The sequence below is a fragment of the Parafrigoribacterium humi genome (assembly GCF_040227205.1).
GTDB classification, from domain to species: domain Bacteria; phylum Actinomycetota; class Actinomycetes; order Actinomycetales; family Microbacteriaceae; genus Parafrigoribacterium_A; species Parafrigoribacterium_A humi.
This window is the reverse complement of sequence record NZ_JBELOA010000001.1, coordinates 619,812-634,218: the sequence shown is the minus strand read 5'-3', so window position 1 is coordinate 634,218 and position 14,407 is coordinate 619,812. Positions and strand designations below refer to the sequence as shown.

The following is a 14,407-nucleotide window of genomic DNA, read 5'->3' as shown; positions in this document are numbered from 1 at the left end:
CGCTGCCTCAGGACTCCAGGCCGGGAGCAGCGCCAAGCTCCGCTCTCAGTTGGGAAAGCCTGGCGTAGGCCATGTCGCGGTATTCGAGTAGTTCCACCTGGTTCGACGCCGGGATGTCGAGAAAGCCGCCGCCGGATTTCAGTCCGAGATGCCCATTTTCGACCAAGTCGGTAAGAGCCTGTGGCGCCGCCAGCCGCTCGCCATATTCGGCGGCGAGCGAATCGTACGAGGCCCCGTACACGTCGAGTCCGGCCATGTCTGCAATGGCGAACGGACCGAAGAGCGCAAGCCGGAATCCGAAGGCGTTCGAAACGACGAGGTCGATCTGCTCTGCAGTGGCGAGGCCCTCTTCCACCATCAGCACGGCCTCCTTGAAGAGGGCGAATTGCAGCCGATTGGCCACAAAGCCCGGCGAATCCGAGACTCTGGCGGGCTTCTTTCCGGCGCGGCGAATCAACCGGTCCACCGACGCGAGCACTTCGGCGGAGGTGTCTTCGGTCGCGATCAGTTCCACGCCCGGAATGAAGGGCGCCGGATTCATCCAGTGCACACCGAGAAAGCGTTCGGGGACAGACACGGACTGCGCCAGCTCCGCTATGGGGATGGCGGAGGTATTTGAGCCTATGACGGCCGAGGCGGGAGCGGCCGCGGAGATGCGAGAGAGCACGCCGGTCTTGATTGCGCGTGTCTCGGGCACTGCTTCGGTCACGTACTGCGCTTCGGCAACGGCCTCCTCGATCGAGGCCCGGGGAGTCACTCCGTGCCGGATGCGCTCCGCCGAGCCGGAGGGAAACAGCCCGCTGTGCTCGAATGCCTCGGTCTGCGCTGTGATACGAGCGTGGGCTCTGGTCGCCGTCGCCTCGTCCACGTCACCGAGTGCGACGCTGCATCCGGCGAGTGCCAGGACCTGCGCGATGCCGCCACCCATGTATCCGGAGCCGATGACCGCGACATCCTGCAGTTCGGTGCCCATTCCTCGTGATTCTCCGCTCATCGGAATTCGTTCGGTTTGTCCAGGTACTCGTTCAGTACGGTCACCTCGCGCTCGGAGAACCGGTGCGGCTTTCGTGTCGACAGCTCGCGCATCGCCTGGGTGGTCTCGGCGAGCAGGTACACGGTGTCGCCCGAGAGATCCGTCGCCCTGGAACTCAGGTCGAGGCTGCTCGAGCCGATGCGCGACACCCACATCTCCATCCGGATGTTCTGGCGGTGATACGGCAGTTCGTTCACGTACTCAAGGCGCTGGGCGGCCGTGATCGTGAAGCACCCCGGATCGAGCCTGGTGAACACCGGGGGTTCCCCCATCCCGATGGTGCCCGGGAAGTCGGGCAAGCCAAAGAGCCGGATGCGGGCCTCCTCGAAGTACCGCACCCACGTCACATTGTTGACGTGAGAGTACCCGTCGGTGTCCGCCCACCTCAGTTGCAGGTGAGTGCTGAGCGACTTAGTGCTTCCCAACACTGCGACCTGCCTTGACCGCAGCCGCTGCGGCTGTCCCGAACATGGTGGCGTCGTTCGCCATGACGGTGAACGTGTATCCCTGGTCTAGCGTGGAGCGCACGGCCTCTGCCGTCGCCCCGCCCGGATTGCCCACCGGAACGCCAGCGGCGTGCGCTGCCGCGATGGTGCCGGCCACGAGCTGTTTCATCTCGGGCGAGCTCTCGGGTTTGCCCACGTTGGCGGACATATCGTTGGTTCCGATGAACAGGGCGTCGACTCCCTTCACCGCTGCAATCGCTGCCGCATTCCTGGCGCCTTCCCCGCTCTCGATCTGCGGCATGAACACGACCTCGTCCTGGCCGAAGCGCAGGTATTCCTCCCGCGGGAGGCTTCCCCACGCTCCCGCCCGGCTGGTCGCGCCAACGCCTCGCACACCCCAGGGCTCGAACCGGATCGCACGCACCGCCTCTTCAGCCTGTTCCGGAGTGTCGACGTGAGGCAGCATGATGCCCTCCGCGCCGGCATCGAGGATGCGCTGCATCCACCCACCCTCGATGCCGGGAACTCGAACAATGGGAGAGACGCCGAGGTGTAGGGCCGTGCCGATGTGCCGATACGCCGTCTCAAGATCCAACGGTGAATGCTCGAGGTCGATCACGATGAAATCAAACCCGGCAATCGCGATGAGCTCAACGATCTCCATGGCCGGGATCTTGACCCAGATCCCCAGGGCTGGTTTGTCCGTTCGTGCTACAGCAGCGCGAAAGAGACTGTGGCGTTCCATGTTCACTTGGACGGGTAGTCGTGCGCGTTGAGCACCCAGCCCTGTTTCGAGAAGTCTTCGCGCGGCGGCGAGAAGATGTCGAGCAGCTGCTGGTGAGGGCCGACTCCTTGCGTGGTGTGGATGGTCGGTGGCGGGATGATCGTGATGGATGGGGTATCGATCTGCTTGTTCTCGTCAGGCCGCCACTGCGTCGAGTCCGGTCCCCAGGGGTAGCGGATGTGGTGCATGAAATCACCCTTCACGGCCATCGACACCTGCTCGAAGTCGTCGTGGTAGTGGGGAGACAAGCGGAACTTGTCGCGCGGCTTCGGCTCTTCAGCGAGGAAGTTGATCATCATCGTGGTGGTGCGGAAGATGCGGCCGAAACGTCCGGGAACGATCGGGGTGTCCTTGAGCACGTACACGCGGAGTTTGAAGCCTCCGACAGGGTCCGGCCACGGTACGAGCGGCGCGTGACGCACATCCGGCACGTCGTATGCACTCTTGTTGATCGATGCCGCGACCAGATCCTCCGACATCACGGAGAGGATACGGATGATCGGCCCGTCGCCGAGTGCCTCGATGACACTGTCGCCAGGAGGGATCACGACGAACGCCTCTTCGCGCACCTCCGCGTTCTCGACCCCCGCGGTCACCTTGATCGGTGCGCTGCCTGAATACATCAGGACCGTGTACTCGTCGACCTGTCCGGTGCGGGCGAACGTGTCCCCGGCCTTCGCATCCGTCCAGCTGACGATCATCGTCGCGGTGCGCGTGATCCACGTCTTGCTGCCGCGTTCCGTGACCTCGGTCGGGGTCAACTTGTGGAACTCGATCCATTGCGACGCCTTGATCGGGGTAGACGGGTCAACCTCGACGGTCGCCTGGCTGGCTGCGGGTGTCGCGAGCTGCGAACGGATATCGTCCTTTGCGTACATTGTCATAACGAGTTGTCTCTTCCTTTGTCTTCAGAGGGTGATTTTGTCGGCGCCCTTGAGCGCGAGCATTGATCGGGCTTCTTCCGGAGTCGCAATCTGCCGACCCATGTCTTCGACGATCGCGCGGATCTTCTCCACCTGCTGGGCGCTGCTCTGAGCGAGCTCTCCCTTGCCAATCCAGAGGCTGTCTTCCAACCCCACCCGCACATGGCCTCCCAGCCACGCGCTGTGGGTCCCGAATTGGAACTGGTTGCGCCCGGCGGCAAACGCCGAGAAGTGGTAGTCGTTGCCAAAGAGCTTGTCGGCGATGGCGACCATGTGGGTCAGGTTCTCGTGGTCTGCGCCGACTCCACCCAGGATGCCGAAGACCCCCTGGATGAGAAACGGTGGCTTGGCGAGTCCCTTGTCTACGAAGTACGCGAGGTTGTAGAGATGACCGATGTCATAGCACTCGAACTCGAAGCGTGTTCCGCGTTTTTCGCCGAGTTCCCGAAGGGTGTACTCGATCTTGTCGAAGGAATTGATGAACGGGTGGCTGTACGTGTTGAGCACGTACTGCTTCTCCCAGTCGTACTTCCAGTCGGTCACCTTGTCGGCGATGCCGGAGTATACGAAGTTCATCGAGCCCATGTTGAGCGACGCGAGTTCCGGGCTGAATCGCATTGCACCGGCAAGTCGCTGGTCCATGGTCATGGACGACGCACCGCCGGTGGTGATGTTGATGACCGGCTGCACCTGCTCGAGAATCGGCGGCACGATCTGCTCGTAGATCTCGGGCTCCCACGCGGGGTGCCCGTCGGGGTGCCGCGCGTGGAGGTGAATGATTGCCGAGCCCGCATTCGCCGCGTCCACGGCCGCAGTGACCACCTGGTCTGCCGCAAGCGGCAGGTAGGGACTCTGGGACGGGATGTTGACCGATCCCGTCACCGCGGTGCTGATGATGACTTTCGGTGCGGTGATCATGGCTGCTCCTCAAGTCCGAGAAGGAAGGCGGTGTTGTGGCAGATCATCGTGCGGATGTCCTTCTCGGAGACCCCGTGTTCCAGAAGTTGTCCGATGATGAGGATGTAGCCGTCGACGGGAAGTGGGTTGCCCTTCTGGCCGAGGTCGGAATCGATGATCGTGTGTTCAGGGCCGACCTTGTCGATCCACGTGATGAGGCGTTCGATCGGCCAGCGTGGGGCGCTCACCTGCGGGTGATACATCGCGAGCTCGTGCTCGATGTATGCACCGTAGTCGACGGCAGCCTCGATGTCGGAGTCCGTGGCGTTGACGATGAAGTCCGGATGCTGCAGCATCATCCGCCGCACTCCCGACTTCTTCGCGGTCTCGAACAGCGCACGCATCGACTTGCCATCAAGGTGTCCGCTCGCGAGCAGTGCGCCGGCCTCCGCAATCTGCCTGGTCACCTCGACCGTGTCCGCCGAGACGTTCCCCGCGGCGTCAAAGATCGACACCTCGCGCTCGCGAAGGTCGAGTGCCGCTGCCGGGAATCCGTCGTCGTGGCTGTGCGCCTCGAGGTGCTGGCCGGACGACACGGTGGGGGCCCAGACGCAGCGGCCTCCCATGCCCAGGCTCATGGCAACGGCGGATGGATTGATCCCACCCGTTTCGGAGTTCATTGCGACGCCGCCATAGACGGGCGTCGGTGCATCCTCCAGCTGGCTCTCCATGGCAAGGAGATCCATCACGGTGTTGTGGTGATGCGACTTGACCAGGATGCCGCGCATGTTGATGCGGGCGCCGTCCCAGGACGCGTCGACGTGATTCAACCTCCGGGGGAACGGGCTGGGGCCGGAGTGGCAGTGGAGGTCGACGGCTCCGTCAAGGACCTTGAGCACTGCCGGGGTGGCCGTCAGTGCGTCTTCAGCGACAAACATCAAGAATCTCCTGTTCGGATGGTGGTATGTGAATTCATAATACGGATAGACCGAGTGAGTGTCCAGAACTTCACGCGGGGATTTCGAGACAATAGCGCGAGAGCGAAAAGGCCCATATGTCCTGTCTATCCAGTGTTTTGACGGGAGGTTTGACGCGTATGCCGCCGGGTGCCTCATCATTTCCGATGCGCAGGCAGCAAAACATTTCTGTAACGAATTCATCCGGATAGTGAATTCAATGATTGCAAAATGAACACAAACCCGGTTTACTGTGTTCGACAAGGGAGGTTTCGATGACGAACATTGCGAAGGCTGATCCTGCATTCGGTGCAATGAAAGCCCCGATGGGTACCGTCGCGAGACCTGCCGGGGCAGCGTAAGAGTCCCAGCAAAGAACAAGAGTTATTCACAACGACAGAAAGTGACAATGATGTCTCGTATCCAGTCCAGAAGGTGGATTGCCACCGCAGCAGCTGTCGCGTCCCTCGCGCTGCTTTCTGCGTGCGCTGGGCCCACCACGTCCGACCCACAGAGTGGCGATGATGACGGCACGAAGCCAGTCACCCTCACCTATGTCTCCTACGGCGGTACGGGCCAGCAGGCGCAGATTGACGCCTGGCAGAAGCCGTACACAGCGCAGAACCCGAACGTGAAGTTCGTCAACACCTCGCCACCCGACCCCGCGCAGGTCAAGGCGCAGGTCACCACGGGCCAGGTCCAGTGGGACATCGTGACCACGGCGCCCTACCTCGCCTCGCAGAACTGCGGCACCCTGTACGAGCACCTGAACATTCCGGATCTCGACATGAGCCAGTTTTCTCCCGGTACCATCGGTGACTGCTACGTGACCGACTTCAAGTACTCGCTGGTCTTCAGCTACAACGGGGACAAGTGGTCGAACCCTGACACCGCACCGAAGACCCTTGCCGACTACTTCGACCTGGAGAAGTTCCCGGGCAAGCGCGGTGTCGTTCCGACCGTGCAGGACGGCTTCCTTGAGACCGCTCTGCTGGCCGACGGCGTGAAGGCCGATGACCTCTACCCGCTGGATGTTGACCGCGCCCTGAAGGTCTGGGACAAGGTCAAGGCCCAGACCGTCTTCGCCGCGAACCCGGGTGCGCTTCTGCAGGCTGTGACCTCGAAGCAGGTCGACATGCAGATTCTCGTGCAGGCTCGTAGCCAGGCGGTGCTCGATGCCGGTGCAAACGCCATCCCGGTGTGGGACCAGACGATCACCAGCATCGATGGACTCGCAATCCCGAAGGGTTCGAAGAACAAGAAGGCCGCGGAGAAGTTCATCAGCTTCCTACTGCAGCCTGAGCAGTCCGCGAAGATGGCGTCTCTCGCCGGTGTCGCACCTGCCAACCTCAAGTCTGTGCCCACCTACAGTGACAACGGAAACCGCATCAACGCCTTTGGAGAAGCCAACACGGGAACTACCGTGCAGGCCTCTGCCGAGTACTGGGGAAAGAACTACAACCAGATCTCGACCAAGGTGACGCAGTGGTTGAACGGCTAACCACCAGGTGAGCAGTGCGCGCCGTGTCGCCGATCCTCCTCGACGGCACGGCGCGCATGAACCGCTTGTATCCTGCTGAGACCCAAGTGGGGCGGCAGGTCGCCCGCTACAACACCAACCGAGGAGCGAAATGAGCACCACCACCACCACGACATCGGGTCTGGTAGCGGAGCCGCGCACTGTCCAACGCGGGACGCGCATCGTCCTCGACAACATCACGAAGGACTACGGCGGCGCCATTCCCGCGGTCGACGGCGTCAGCCTGACGATTGAGCCGGGCGAGTTCATGACGTTGCTGGGCCCCAGCGGGTCGGGAAAGACGACGACTCTCAACCTGATCGCGGGATTCGAGACCCTGACTTCGGGCACGATCATGCTCAACGAGCACGAGGTCTCCCGGCTTGCCCCGCACAAGCGCAATCTCGGGATGCTCTTCCAGAGCTATGCACTCTTCCCCCACATGACCGTTGCCCAGAACGTGGCGTATCCACTTCGCGAGCGCAAAGTACCCAAGGCGGAGATCGAAAGACGCGTCAAAGAGGTACTTGAACTCGTCCAGCTGACCGGGCGCGACCAGAACCACCCATCGCAACTGTCCGGTGGTCAGCAGCAGAGAGTGGCGCTCGCACGGGCCATCGTGTTCCAGCCGCACGCCCTGCTCCTGGATGAGCCGCTGGGTGCGCTCGACCGTAACCTGCGTGCGGCGCTGCAGGCGGAGATCCGCCGCATCCACCGCGAGCTCGGTGCGACGTTCGTGTTCGTCACGCACGACCAGGAAGAGGCCATGAACCTCTCCGACCGGATCGCCCTATTTAACGCGGGACGCATCGAGCAGGTCGGTACGCCGGAGTCGCTCTATGCTGCCCCTGAAACGCTCTTCGCTGCGCAGTTCTTCGGCGACTCCAACGTCTTTATGCTTGGCGACGGCCCTGTCTCCGACTCTGTGCAGTGGAGCGGGAATGTGTGGTCGATCGACCCCGCGACGGTGGCAACGCAGGCAAAAGGCCTCGATGGTGCGACCGCGCTCATGGTGCGGCCGGAGTCGATCTCACTCGTGGCGTCTGAGCGGGACATCCCTGCGGGAGCCAACTTCGTTCGCGCACGGATCCGCGACAGCGAATACGTCGGATCCCACCGCACGCTGCTGCTCGAATACGCGGACGGTGTCAACGGCAAGGCCCGCGTAGACGCAGTCCTGACCGACCTCCATATCGGCGATGACGTCATCGCGTGGTGGCGCCCAGCGTCGCAGCGCGTCGTCGCCGCCTGACGAGGCAGAACGAGCCGATGGGATGATCGCCAGGGTGACGGCGCAATTGCTCCGCGTGCCGCTTCCGTTGTTCATGCACGGCTTCGGGTACCAGTACGTCAACGTTCCATATATATCCGTGCACGATTCGGATGGCCGCCGCGGCACCGGGTTCACCTACACGCTGGATGCCGGCGCGTCCGTGGTCTGCGCCATGGTCGACGAGGTCATAGCGCCTGCGCTCGAAGGCAGCACTGTCGATGACTGGAACGACGTTCGCATTCGCGTGCTCGCGAACACGCGACGCCTGGGCGCGACCACGTTCATCGCCGCGGTCTCGGCCGTCGACATCGCGATCTGGGACCTTCGAGGCGTGGCGACCGGGCTGCCGCTCGTCGAACTCCTAGGAGGGAGTCATCGAGAAGTGTTGTTCTACGGGTCGGGCCGCAGCGGTCAGGACTTGACGACCGATGAGCTGGTCCAGCACAGCCTCGACTACCTCGACGAGGGTTTCAACGGCGTGAAGCTCGGGGTCGGGGTCCACTCGATCGACACGGATGTCTCGCGAATCGCTACGGTCCGTGAGGCCCTGGGTGAGAGTACCCCGCTCATGGTGGACGCGAGCGAACGCTTCACACGCACTGAAGCGCTCGACCTCGGTGGGCAACTCGAGGGGATGGGTGTCCAGTGGTTCGAAGAGCCGCTGATGTCCGAGGACGTTGAGGGTTACGCGCTGCTCGCGCGGGAGCTGGGCACGTCGATCGCCGCGGGGGAGCACTTCCAGGAGGTCGACACCTTCGAGCGGTACGCGCGCGAAACGGGCACGGAGATCTTCCAGCCGGATGCGGCGCTCGGCGGAGGCATCACGGCGATGCTCAAGGTCGCGGCCGTCGCCGCCGGCAGCGGCAGGCGGATCGCCTGGCACTCGCTCGCCGACCTGCACATACATCTCGCGTCGAGCACCGCCGGTTCGTGCTATGTCGAAGACTTCCCCATTCTCGAGAACATCATCGGCGATCCGTTGCGGCCGAAGGACGGCGCGGCGATCGCGCCGTCCCGACCCGGGCACGGCATCCGCTGGGACGCCGGTGCGATCCGCGAGTTCACGGTCGGGGTCTGAGGAGAGTGGGACGCGCGATGCACTGGTGCATTTACGGAGCGGGGGCAATCGGCGGGGTTGTCGGCGCCAGATTGGCGTTCCTGGGGGAGAAGGTGACGTTCATCGCTCGGGGTGAACACCTCGAACGGATGCAGAAGTCCGGACTCGTTCTCGTCGACCCGGAGGGCACTCGCCTCGTGCCGGTCACGGCCAGCTCGTCGCCAGCGGATGCGGCGCTCTCCAGCGGCGACATCGTCATCCTCGCCGTGAAGTCGCAGCACACCGCCGATGCACTCGCCGACCTGGTCGCCACGGTACCGGCCGGTGTGCGCATCTTCTGTATGCAGAACGGCATCGACAATGAACGCCAGGCCCTCAGGTTCTTTGCGGATGTCCACGGAGTGTCCGTCACGCTCCTTGCGAGCTTCACCGAGCCGGGAACGGTGGTCGCGCATTCGGCGCCGACAGTGGGCATCCTGCAGCTCGGTCTCGCCGCGGGCGGAACCGACGAAGGCACGACACTCGCCGCAGAAGTTCTGCGGCGGGCGGGGCTCCGGGTCGATGTGAGCGACGACGTCATGAAGTACAAGCGGCTCAAGCTCATCCGCAATCTGGGGAATGCCATCGAGATCGTCTGCTCCGGGCCCGCTCCGGCATTGCTTGAGCGGATGACGACCGAGGCCGAGGGGGTCTTCTCGAAGGCGGGGTTCACGCTCCCGGCGAGTGATGAGGTCGTGCCGGGGCCAGAGCCGGTCGATCCCTCGGTTCCCCGACTGGGTGGGTCCACCCTGCAGAGCCTTCTTCGCGCATCGGGCAGCATCGAGACCGACTTCCTGAACGGCGAGATCGCCATGCTCGGACGGATCTACAGCATCCCAACACCCGTGAACGTGCTCATGCAGCAGCTCGCACGGGATGCCGCAACCGGCTTCAGGTTCCGACAGTCGCTTACCGAGGCGGACGTCCTTGCGATGCTAGGCGACTGAGGCCGGTGCGCATGGATCACCTCGAGACCGACCACCACCCAGACGCCAGCGCGCGCGAGGCTTTCGCCGCGACTGCATCATGAAAGGAAAACACCCAGTGCTCTCATCGCAGGAAAACAAGCAGATCTTCAACGACATCATCGTTGCCATCTGGTACGACGTCGACCTTGGTGATTCCACCAACGTGCAGTACTTCTTCACGCCGGACGGCGTGCTGTCGTTCGATGGACGAGAGATCCACGGGCGTCAGGCCATTCATGACGGATATCAGAGCCGCCGCTCCAACAACCAGCGACTCTCACGCCACATCATCACAAACGTGCACGTCGTGCGCCAGGACGAGAAGTCGGCCGATGTCGTGAGCACCCTGCACCTCTTCGCGGGTAACGGCGTGCCCGTGTTGCCGAACACCGATCCCCTTTCGGTCACCGACACCTTCGACCACTTCGTGAAGGATGCCGAGGGCAACTGGCTGATTGAGTCTCGACTGCTCAGAAACCTCTTCGTGCGCGAGGGCGCCGTCTTCGTCGAACCGCCGAGCAAGTAACAATGCCAGCGATCTCGGGCCGGGTGGTGCAGTTTGCACGATACGGAGGGCCAGAAGTTCTTGAAGTCGTCACGACGACCTTTGACGAGCCCGGTCCCGAGAACGTCCTCGTGAAAGTGCGCGCCAGCGGAGTCAATCCGGTCGACTGGAAGATCCGCAACGGCTGGCGCAGCGACGGGATCCCCTTCGGCACGAACATGACTCTCGGTGAGGATGCGGCCGGCACGGTGGTTGCCGTCGGCTTCGGGGTCGAGGAATTCAGTCCGGGTGACGACGTCATCGGTTTCGGTCTCTCGAGTGCGTACGCCACGCATGTCGTCGCTCCCAGGGTGCAGTTGTGCAGAAAGCCGGCCAATCTGGGTTTCGCCGAGGCTGCCGCGCTCGGTATACCGATGGCAACGGCGTATCAAGTGCTTCGATCACTGAGACTGGCCGCGGGCGAGACTCTGCTAGTGCACGCTGGTGCCGGCGCGGTGGGCCAGGTCGCGATCCAACTCGGGCGCGAGTGGGGAGCCCGCGTCATTGCCACGGCGAGCCCGTCGAACCATGATCTGCTGCGCTCCCTCGGCGCGGAGCCCGTCAGTTACGGGGAGGGTCTGGTCTCACGCGTTGCGGCGCTTACCCCTGAGGGAGTGCATGTCGTCCTCGATGGCGCGGGAACTCCCGATGCGCTCGAGGCCTCGCTTACTCTGATTCACGACCGCCGAAGGATGGGTGAGCTCGTTGTCAAGGAGTGGCGCGACAAGTATGGTGTCGCCGCGTTCAGCGCAATCAAACCCGGGTATCTCGACGACGAAGCGAGGCGGTTTCGGCGCGAGGCCATTCCGTTTGGCGCACAGCTTGTTGCGGAGGGCAGGGTGCGCGTATCGATACAGGCGAAGTTCCCGCTCGACGAGGTTGCCGCAGCGCACCGATTGAGCGAAATGCGGCACACGGCCGGCAAGATCGTGCTGCTTCCGGAGGTAATCGCATGAGCATCGCGGAACTCGGAAAAAATGATCGCATTGCGAACTTCATGTTCAAAAAATGTAATAGGATGCCTATTAGTCGATGCAAGGCCAGTAACTTTGCGCGGCGACGGGCACGCGACTACGGTTCATATACCGGAATCGGCGTGTGGACCGTGAACAGATTGAGCCCCGCGCCCTCAGCGAAGAGAGTTGGCGAGAAACCATGAACGTGGACAAGACAACCGAAGGTGCGGGGTCTGTCGAAAACGGCACGCCATCGTTGGCGACCGACACCGAGAAAGGTGCGATCCAGTCGATTGAACGGGCCGGGCAAATTCTCTCACTTTTTGACCAGGACACCCTCAACCTCTCGGTCGCAATCGTCTCTGAGCGACTGGGCCTCAACAGGACGACCGCACATCGGTACCTTCTGTCGCTGCAGAGTTCAGCGTTCCTCGACAAGACGAACGGGCCGGGTCCGATCCTGGACCAGCTCTCCGCGTTCATCTCGAGTCGGCGCAAGGTTCTGAGCCTCGCGCCGGCGATCATGCGCGAGCTCTCTGACAAGACGCAGATGACCGTCGTCATGAGTCTGTTGGGCCGCTCAGGCCCCGTGGTCGCGCTCGTCGAAGAGGCAGCGGTCGGAACGATCGTCGTCACCGTTCGCGTCGGCACCGTCCTGGAGCCGAAGTCATCGCAATCACGTGTGCTTGTCGCCTTCCAGTCCGAACAGACCGCCATCGCGCAGCACCTGGCGGGGATGTCCGAATCCGAAGCTAAGGCCGAGGAAGCGGAGCTTGCCAAGGTGCGCAGGGACCGGATTGGTTGGGCAGACCTCAGCCACCTGGGGCTTGCGGCCGTCGCGGCCCCCATCTTCGGAAGCCGTGACGTGAAGGCGGCCATGGCGTTCATCGGCACCGCGAAGATGCTGCCGTCATCGGAAAAGTCCGGGCCGCTTGTCGAAGATCTGAAAGCTGCAGCGGCCAAACTCAGCAAACTCGTCGGCGGATGACGCCACAGGCGCCGGGTGCTCGGTAACAAAGGAGGAGAACGACATGACCGTGTCAACACCACAGATCAAGCGGCAACGCAGGTCGAAGGCGATCGGCAATTGGCTGCTGCTGATACCGGCGCTCGTTGTGCTCGTCATCGTGCTCGGAATTCCGCTCATCCAGAACCTGATTCGCAGTGTGGGCGCCCCAGACTTCACACTCATCCACTACGAAGCCATCTTCACAGAGAAGACGACGATCACGATCCTGTTTCGCACCCTTGGCGCGGCCCTGGTGACGACGGCGGTCACCCTGGTGTTCGGCTATCCGTACGCCTACCTGATGACGAGGGTCGGCCCGACCGCGCGAGGCATCCTGCTCACGATCGTGCTCATCCCCTTCTGGACCTCGGCACTCGCTCGCAACTTTGCCTGGATCATCCTCCTGGGCAACCACGCCCCGGTGCAGCAGTTCTTCGCGTTCCTCGGTAATCCCAACGTGGTGTTATATGGCACGGCTACCGGTGTCACGCTGGCGATGAGTCAGGTGATGTTGCCATTCATGGTCCTGCCGCTCTACGCGTCTCTGGGGTCGATCGACCGGCGACTGCTGCTCGCTGCACGTGGCCTCGGCTCCTCCCCGACCGCGGCATTCTGGAAGATCTTCTGGCCACAGTCGAGAACGGGTGTGATCTCCGGTCTCATCCTCGTCTTCACGCTCAGCAGTGGGTTCTTCGTGACGCCAGCGCTGGTCGGTTCTCCGCAACAGTCCCTGATTGCGCAACTCCTCGCGCAGCAGACGACGCAGCTCCTCGACTTTGCTGCGGCGGGTGCGCTCGGAACGTTCATTCTGGTCGTCACACTGGCCCTCGTCGCGTGGGTCAACAGGGTCGGTGGATCGGTCGCGTCCATCGGCACGGTCACTATCGGGAACAAGAGGTAACGACAATGGCTATTACGTCGAACATCAGCCTGCCGACGTCGCAGACCCCGGCTGTCGCGCCTCGCCGTCGACGCGCGCAGAAACCCGTCGACAAGATACCGGCCTGGCTCAAGATCATCGGAGTCGTCACCGCGCTGTTCCTGGTGCTGCCCACCCTCGTCGTCATTCCGATGAGCTTCAGCACGTCGACGACGTTCGCGTTCCCACCGGTTGGGTTCACGTGGCGCCTCTACGAGAACTTCTTCACGAGCCCGGCCTGGCTGAGTTCACTCGGCAACTCCGTGCTCGTGGCGACCCTGACGGCGATCGTCGCGACGGCGTTTGGAACCGCGATTGCCATCGGCCTTCATCGACTTCGTGGCCCGCTGTCTCGCGCGGTCAGGACGTTCGTCATGGTGCCGTTGGTGGCGCCGTCGATCGTGATCGCGACGGCGGTGTACATCGCGTTCCTCCAGTGGCACCTCACGGGAACCCTGCTCGGCTTCGTTATCGCCCACACCGCGATTTCGCTGCCGTTCGTCCTGGTGAGCGTCACGGCCGCGCTCAGCGGATTGGATGACCGACTGCTCCTCGCCTCCGCCTCGCTCGGTGCCCCGCCGATGCACACCTTCCTCAGGATCACCGCGCCGCTGATCAGCCGGGGCATCCTGACCGGTGCGATCTTTGCCTTCGTCACGTCATTCGACGAAGTCGTCATCTCACTGTTCATCCACTCGCCAACGTTCGAAACGCTGCCCGTACAGATGTACAACAGCGTCACCGCTGAGATCGACCCCACCATTTCGGCGGCGTCGAGCCTCATCGTGGTGGTGGTTGTGCTGGTGTTCCTGCTTCCGCTCGCGTTCCGCAAGCGCAAGAAGAGGCCCGTCGTTCGGGCGAGGTAGTTCGGCTGGCGGGCTGCGGCCCGCGAGTGCTCGGGTACGGCCACCCGTTCATATTATGTTAGATGCGTTTGTATCGTGAACGAGACGTACGTGGACAGGTAAGGACTGTGGTGCCGGCATCCGCTGGCGAGTGCCGGGGATTGCCGTATTTCAGGACAATTGTCAGTGCCTTTGCCTGACTTGTGGGCGTGGACGAGACCGTGCCGAAATTCTTTGAT

General features: G+C 62.8%; 15 protein-coding genes. 9 read left to right on the top strand and 6 right to left on the bottom strand.

Annotated features, from left to right (window positions below):
• Nucleotides 1-7 precede the first annotated feature (7 nt).
• The 6 genes from ABUA28_RS03025 to ABUA28_RS03000 are packed head-to-tail and all read right to left on the bottom strand — an operon-like array spanning nt 8 to nt 5,021.
• On the bottom strand, nt 8-994 hold the full coding sequence (locus ABUA28_RS03025) for a 3-hydroxyacyl-CoA dehydrogenase family protein (protein ID WP_349902459.1): 987 nt from the start codon (nt 992-994) through the stop codon (nt 8-10).
• Nucleotides 991-1,461 carry an acyl-CoA thioesterase gene (locus tag ABUA28_RS03020; RefSeq protein WP_349902458.1) on the bottom strand — a complete coding sequence of 157 codons (471 nt, stop codon included), beginning with the start codon at nt 1,459-1,461 and terminating at the stop codon, nt 991-993. The genes ABUA28_RS03025 and ABUA28_RS03020 overlap by 4 nt, the downstream gene beginning before the upstream one ends.
• Complete coding sequence (locus tag ABUA28_RS03015; RefSeq protein WP_349902457.1) at nt 1,445-2,224, bottom strand: HpcH/HpaI aldolase family protein; 780 nt, start codon at nt 2,222-2,224, stop codon at nt 1,445-1,447. The genes ABUA28_RS03020 and ABUA28_RS03015 overlap by 17 nt, the downstream gene beginning before the upstream one ends.
• Before the next feature lie 2 nt (nt 2,225-2,226).
• Complete coding sequence (locus tag ABUA28_RS03010; protein WP_349902456.1) at nt 2,227-3,147, bottom strand: cupin domain-containing protein; 921 nt, start codon at nt 3,145-3,147, stop codon at nt 2,227-2,229.
• A 24-nt stretch (nt 3,148-3,171) separates the two neighbouring features.
• On the bottom strand, nt 3,172-4,104 hold the full coding sequence (locus ABUA28_RS03005; protein ID WP_349902455.1) for a BKACE family enzyme: 933 nt from the start codon (nt 4,102-4,104) through the stop codon (nt 3,172-3,174).
• Nucleotides 4,101-5,021, bottom strand: a complete 921-nt coding sequence (locus ABUA28_RS03000; RefSeq protein WP_349902454.1) for a DUF6282 family protein — start codon at nt 5,019-5,021, stop codon at nt 4,101-4,103. Before ABUA28_RS03000 ends, ABUA28_RS03005 begins: the two co-directional genes overlap by 4 nt.
• 427 nt (nt 5,022-5,448) lie before the next feature.
• Here ABUA28_RS03000 and ABUA28_RS02995 point away from each other — a divergent pair, with 427 nt between their 5' ends.
• From ABUA28_RS02995 to ABUA28_RS02955, 9 genes are all read left to right on the top strand, one after another.
• Nucleotides 5,449-6,540: an extracellular solute-binding protein gene (locus ABUA28_RS02995; RefSeq protein WP_349902453.1), complete on the top strand. Its 1,092-nt coding sequence runs from the start codon at nt 5,449-5,451 to the stop codon at nt 6,538-6,540.
• Between the two features lie 130 nt (nt 6,541-6,670).
• Complete coding sequence (locus ABUA28_RS02990) at nt 6,671-7,810, top strand: ABC transporter ATP-binding protein (RefSeq protein WP_349902452.1); 1,140 nt, start codon at nt 6,671-6,673, stop codon at nt 7,808-7,810.
• Nucleotides 7,811-7,832: 22 nt separating this feature from the next.
• Nucleotides 7,833-8,909 carry a mandelate racemase/muconate lactonizing enzyme family protein gene (locus ABUA28_RS02985; protein WP_349902451.1) on the top strand — a complete coding sequence of 359 codons (1,077 nt, stop codon included), beginning with the start codon at nt 7,833-7,835 and terminating at the stop codon, nt 8,907-8,909.
• Between the two features lie 17 nt (nt 8,910-8,926).
• The gene (locus tag ABUA28_RS02980) at nt 8,927-9,874 is read left to right on the top strand and encodes a ketopantoate reductase family protein (protein WP_349902450.1); all 948 of its coding nucleotides are present in this window, start codon (nt 8,927-8,929) and stop codon (nt 9,872-9,874) included.
• A 97-nt stretch (nt 9,875-9,971) separates the two neighbouring features.
• The gene (locus ABUA28_RS02975; RefSeq protein WP_349902449.1) at nt 9,972-10,421 is read left to right on the top strand and encodes a nuclear transport factor 2 family protein; all 450 of its coding nucleotides are present in this window, start codon (nt 9,972-9,974) and stop codon (nt 10,419-10,421) included.
• Nucleotides 10,422-10,423: 2 nt separating this feature from the next.
• Nucleotides 10,424-11,395, top strand: a complete 972-nt coding sequence (locus ABUA28_RS02970; RefSeq protein ID WP_349902448.1) for an NADP-dependent oxidoreductase — start codon at nt 10,424-10,426, stop codon at nt 11,393-11,395.
• 205 nt (nt 11,396-11,600) lie between these two features.
• Nucleotides 11,601-12,383, top strand: a complete 783-nt coding sequence (locus ABUA28_RS02965) for an IclR family transcriptional regulator (protein ID WP_349902447.1) — start codon at nt 11,601-11,603, stop codon at nt 12,381-12,383.
• Between the two features lie 43 nt (nt 12,384-12,426).
• Nucleotides 12,427-13,305, top strand: coding sequence for an ABC transporter permease (locus tag ABUA28_RS02960; protein ID WP_349902446.1), 879 nt, complete (start codon nt 12,427-12,429; stop codon nt 13,303-13,305).
• A gap of 5 nt (nt 13,306-13,310) precedes the next feature.
• Nucleotides 13,311-14,189, top strand: coding sequence for an ABC transporter permease (locus ABUA28_RS02955; protein WP_349902445.1), 879 nt, complete (start codon nt 13,311-13,313; stop codon nt 14,187-14,189).
• The last annotated feature ends 218 nt before the right edge of the window (nt 14,190-14,407 follow it).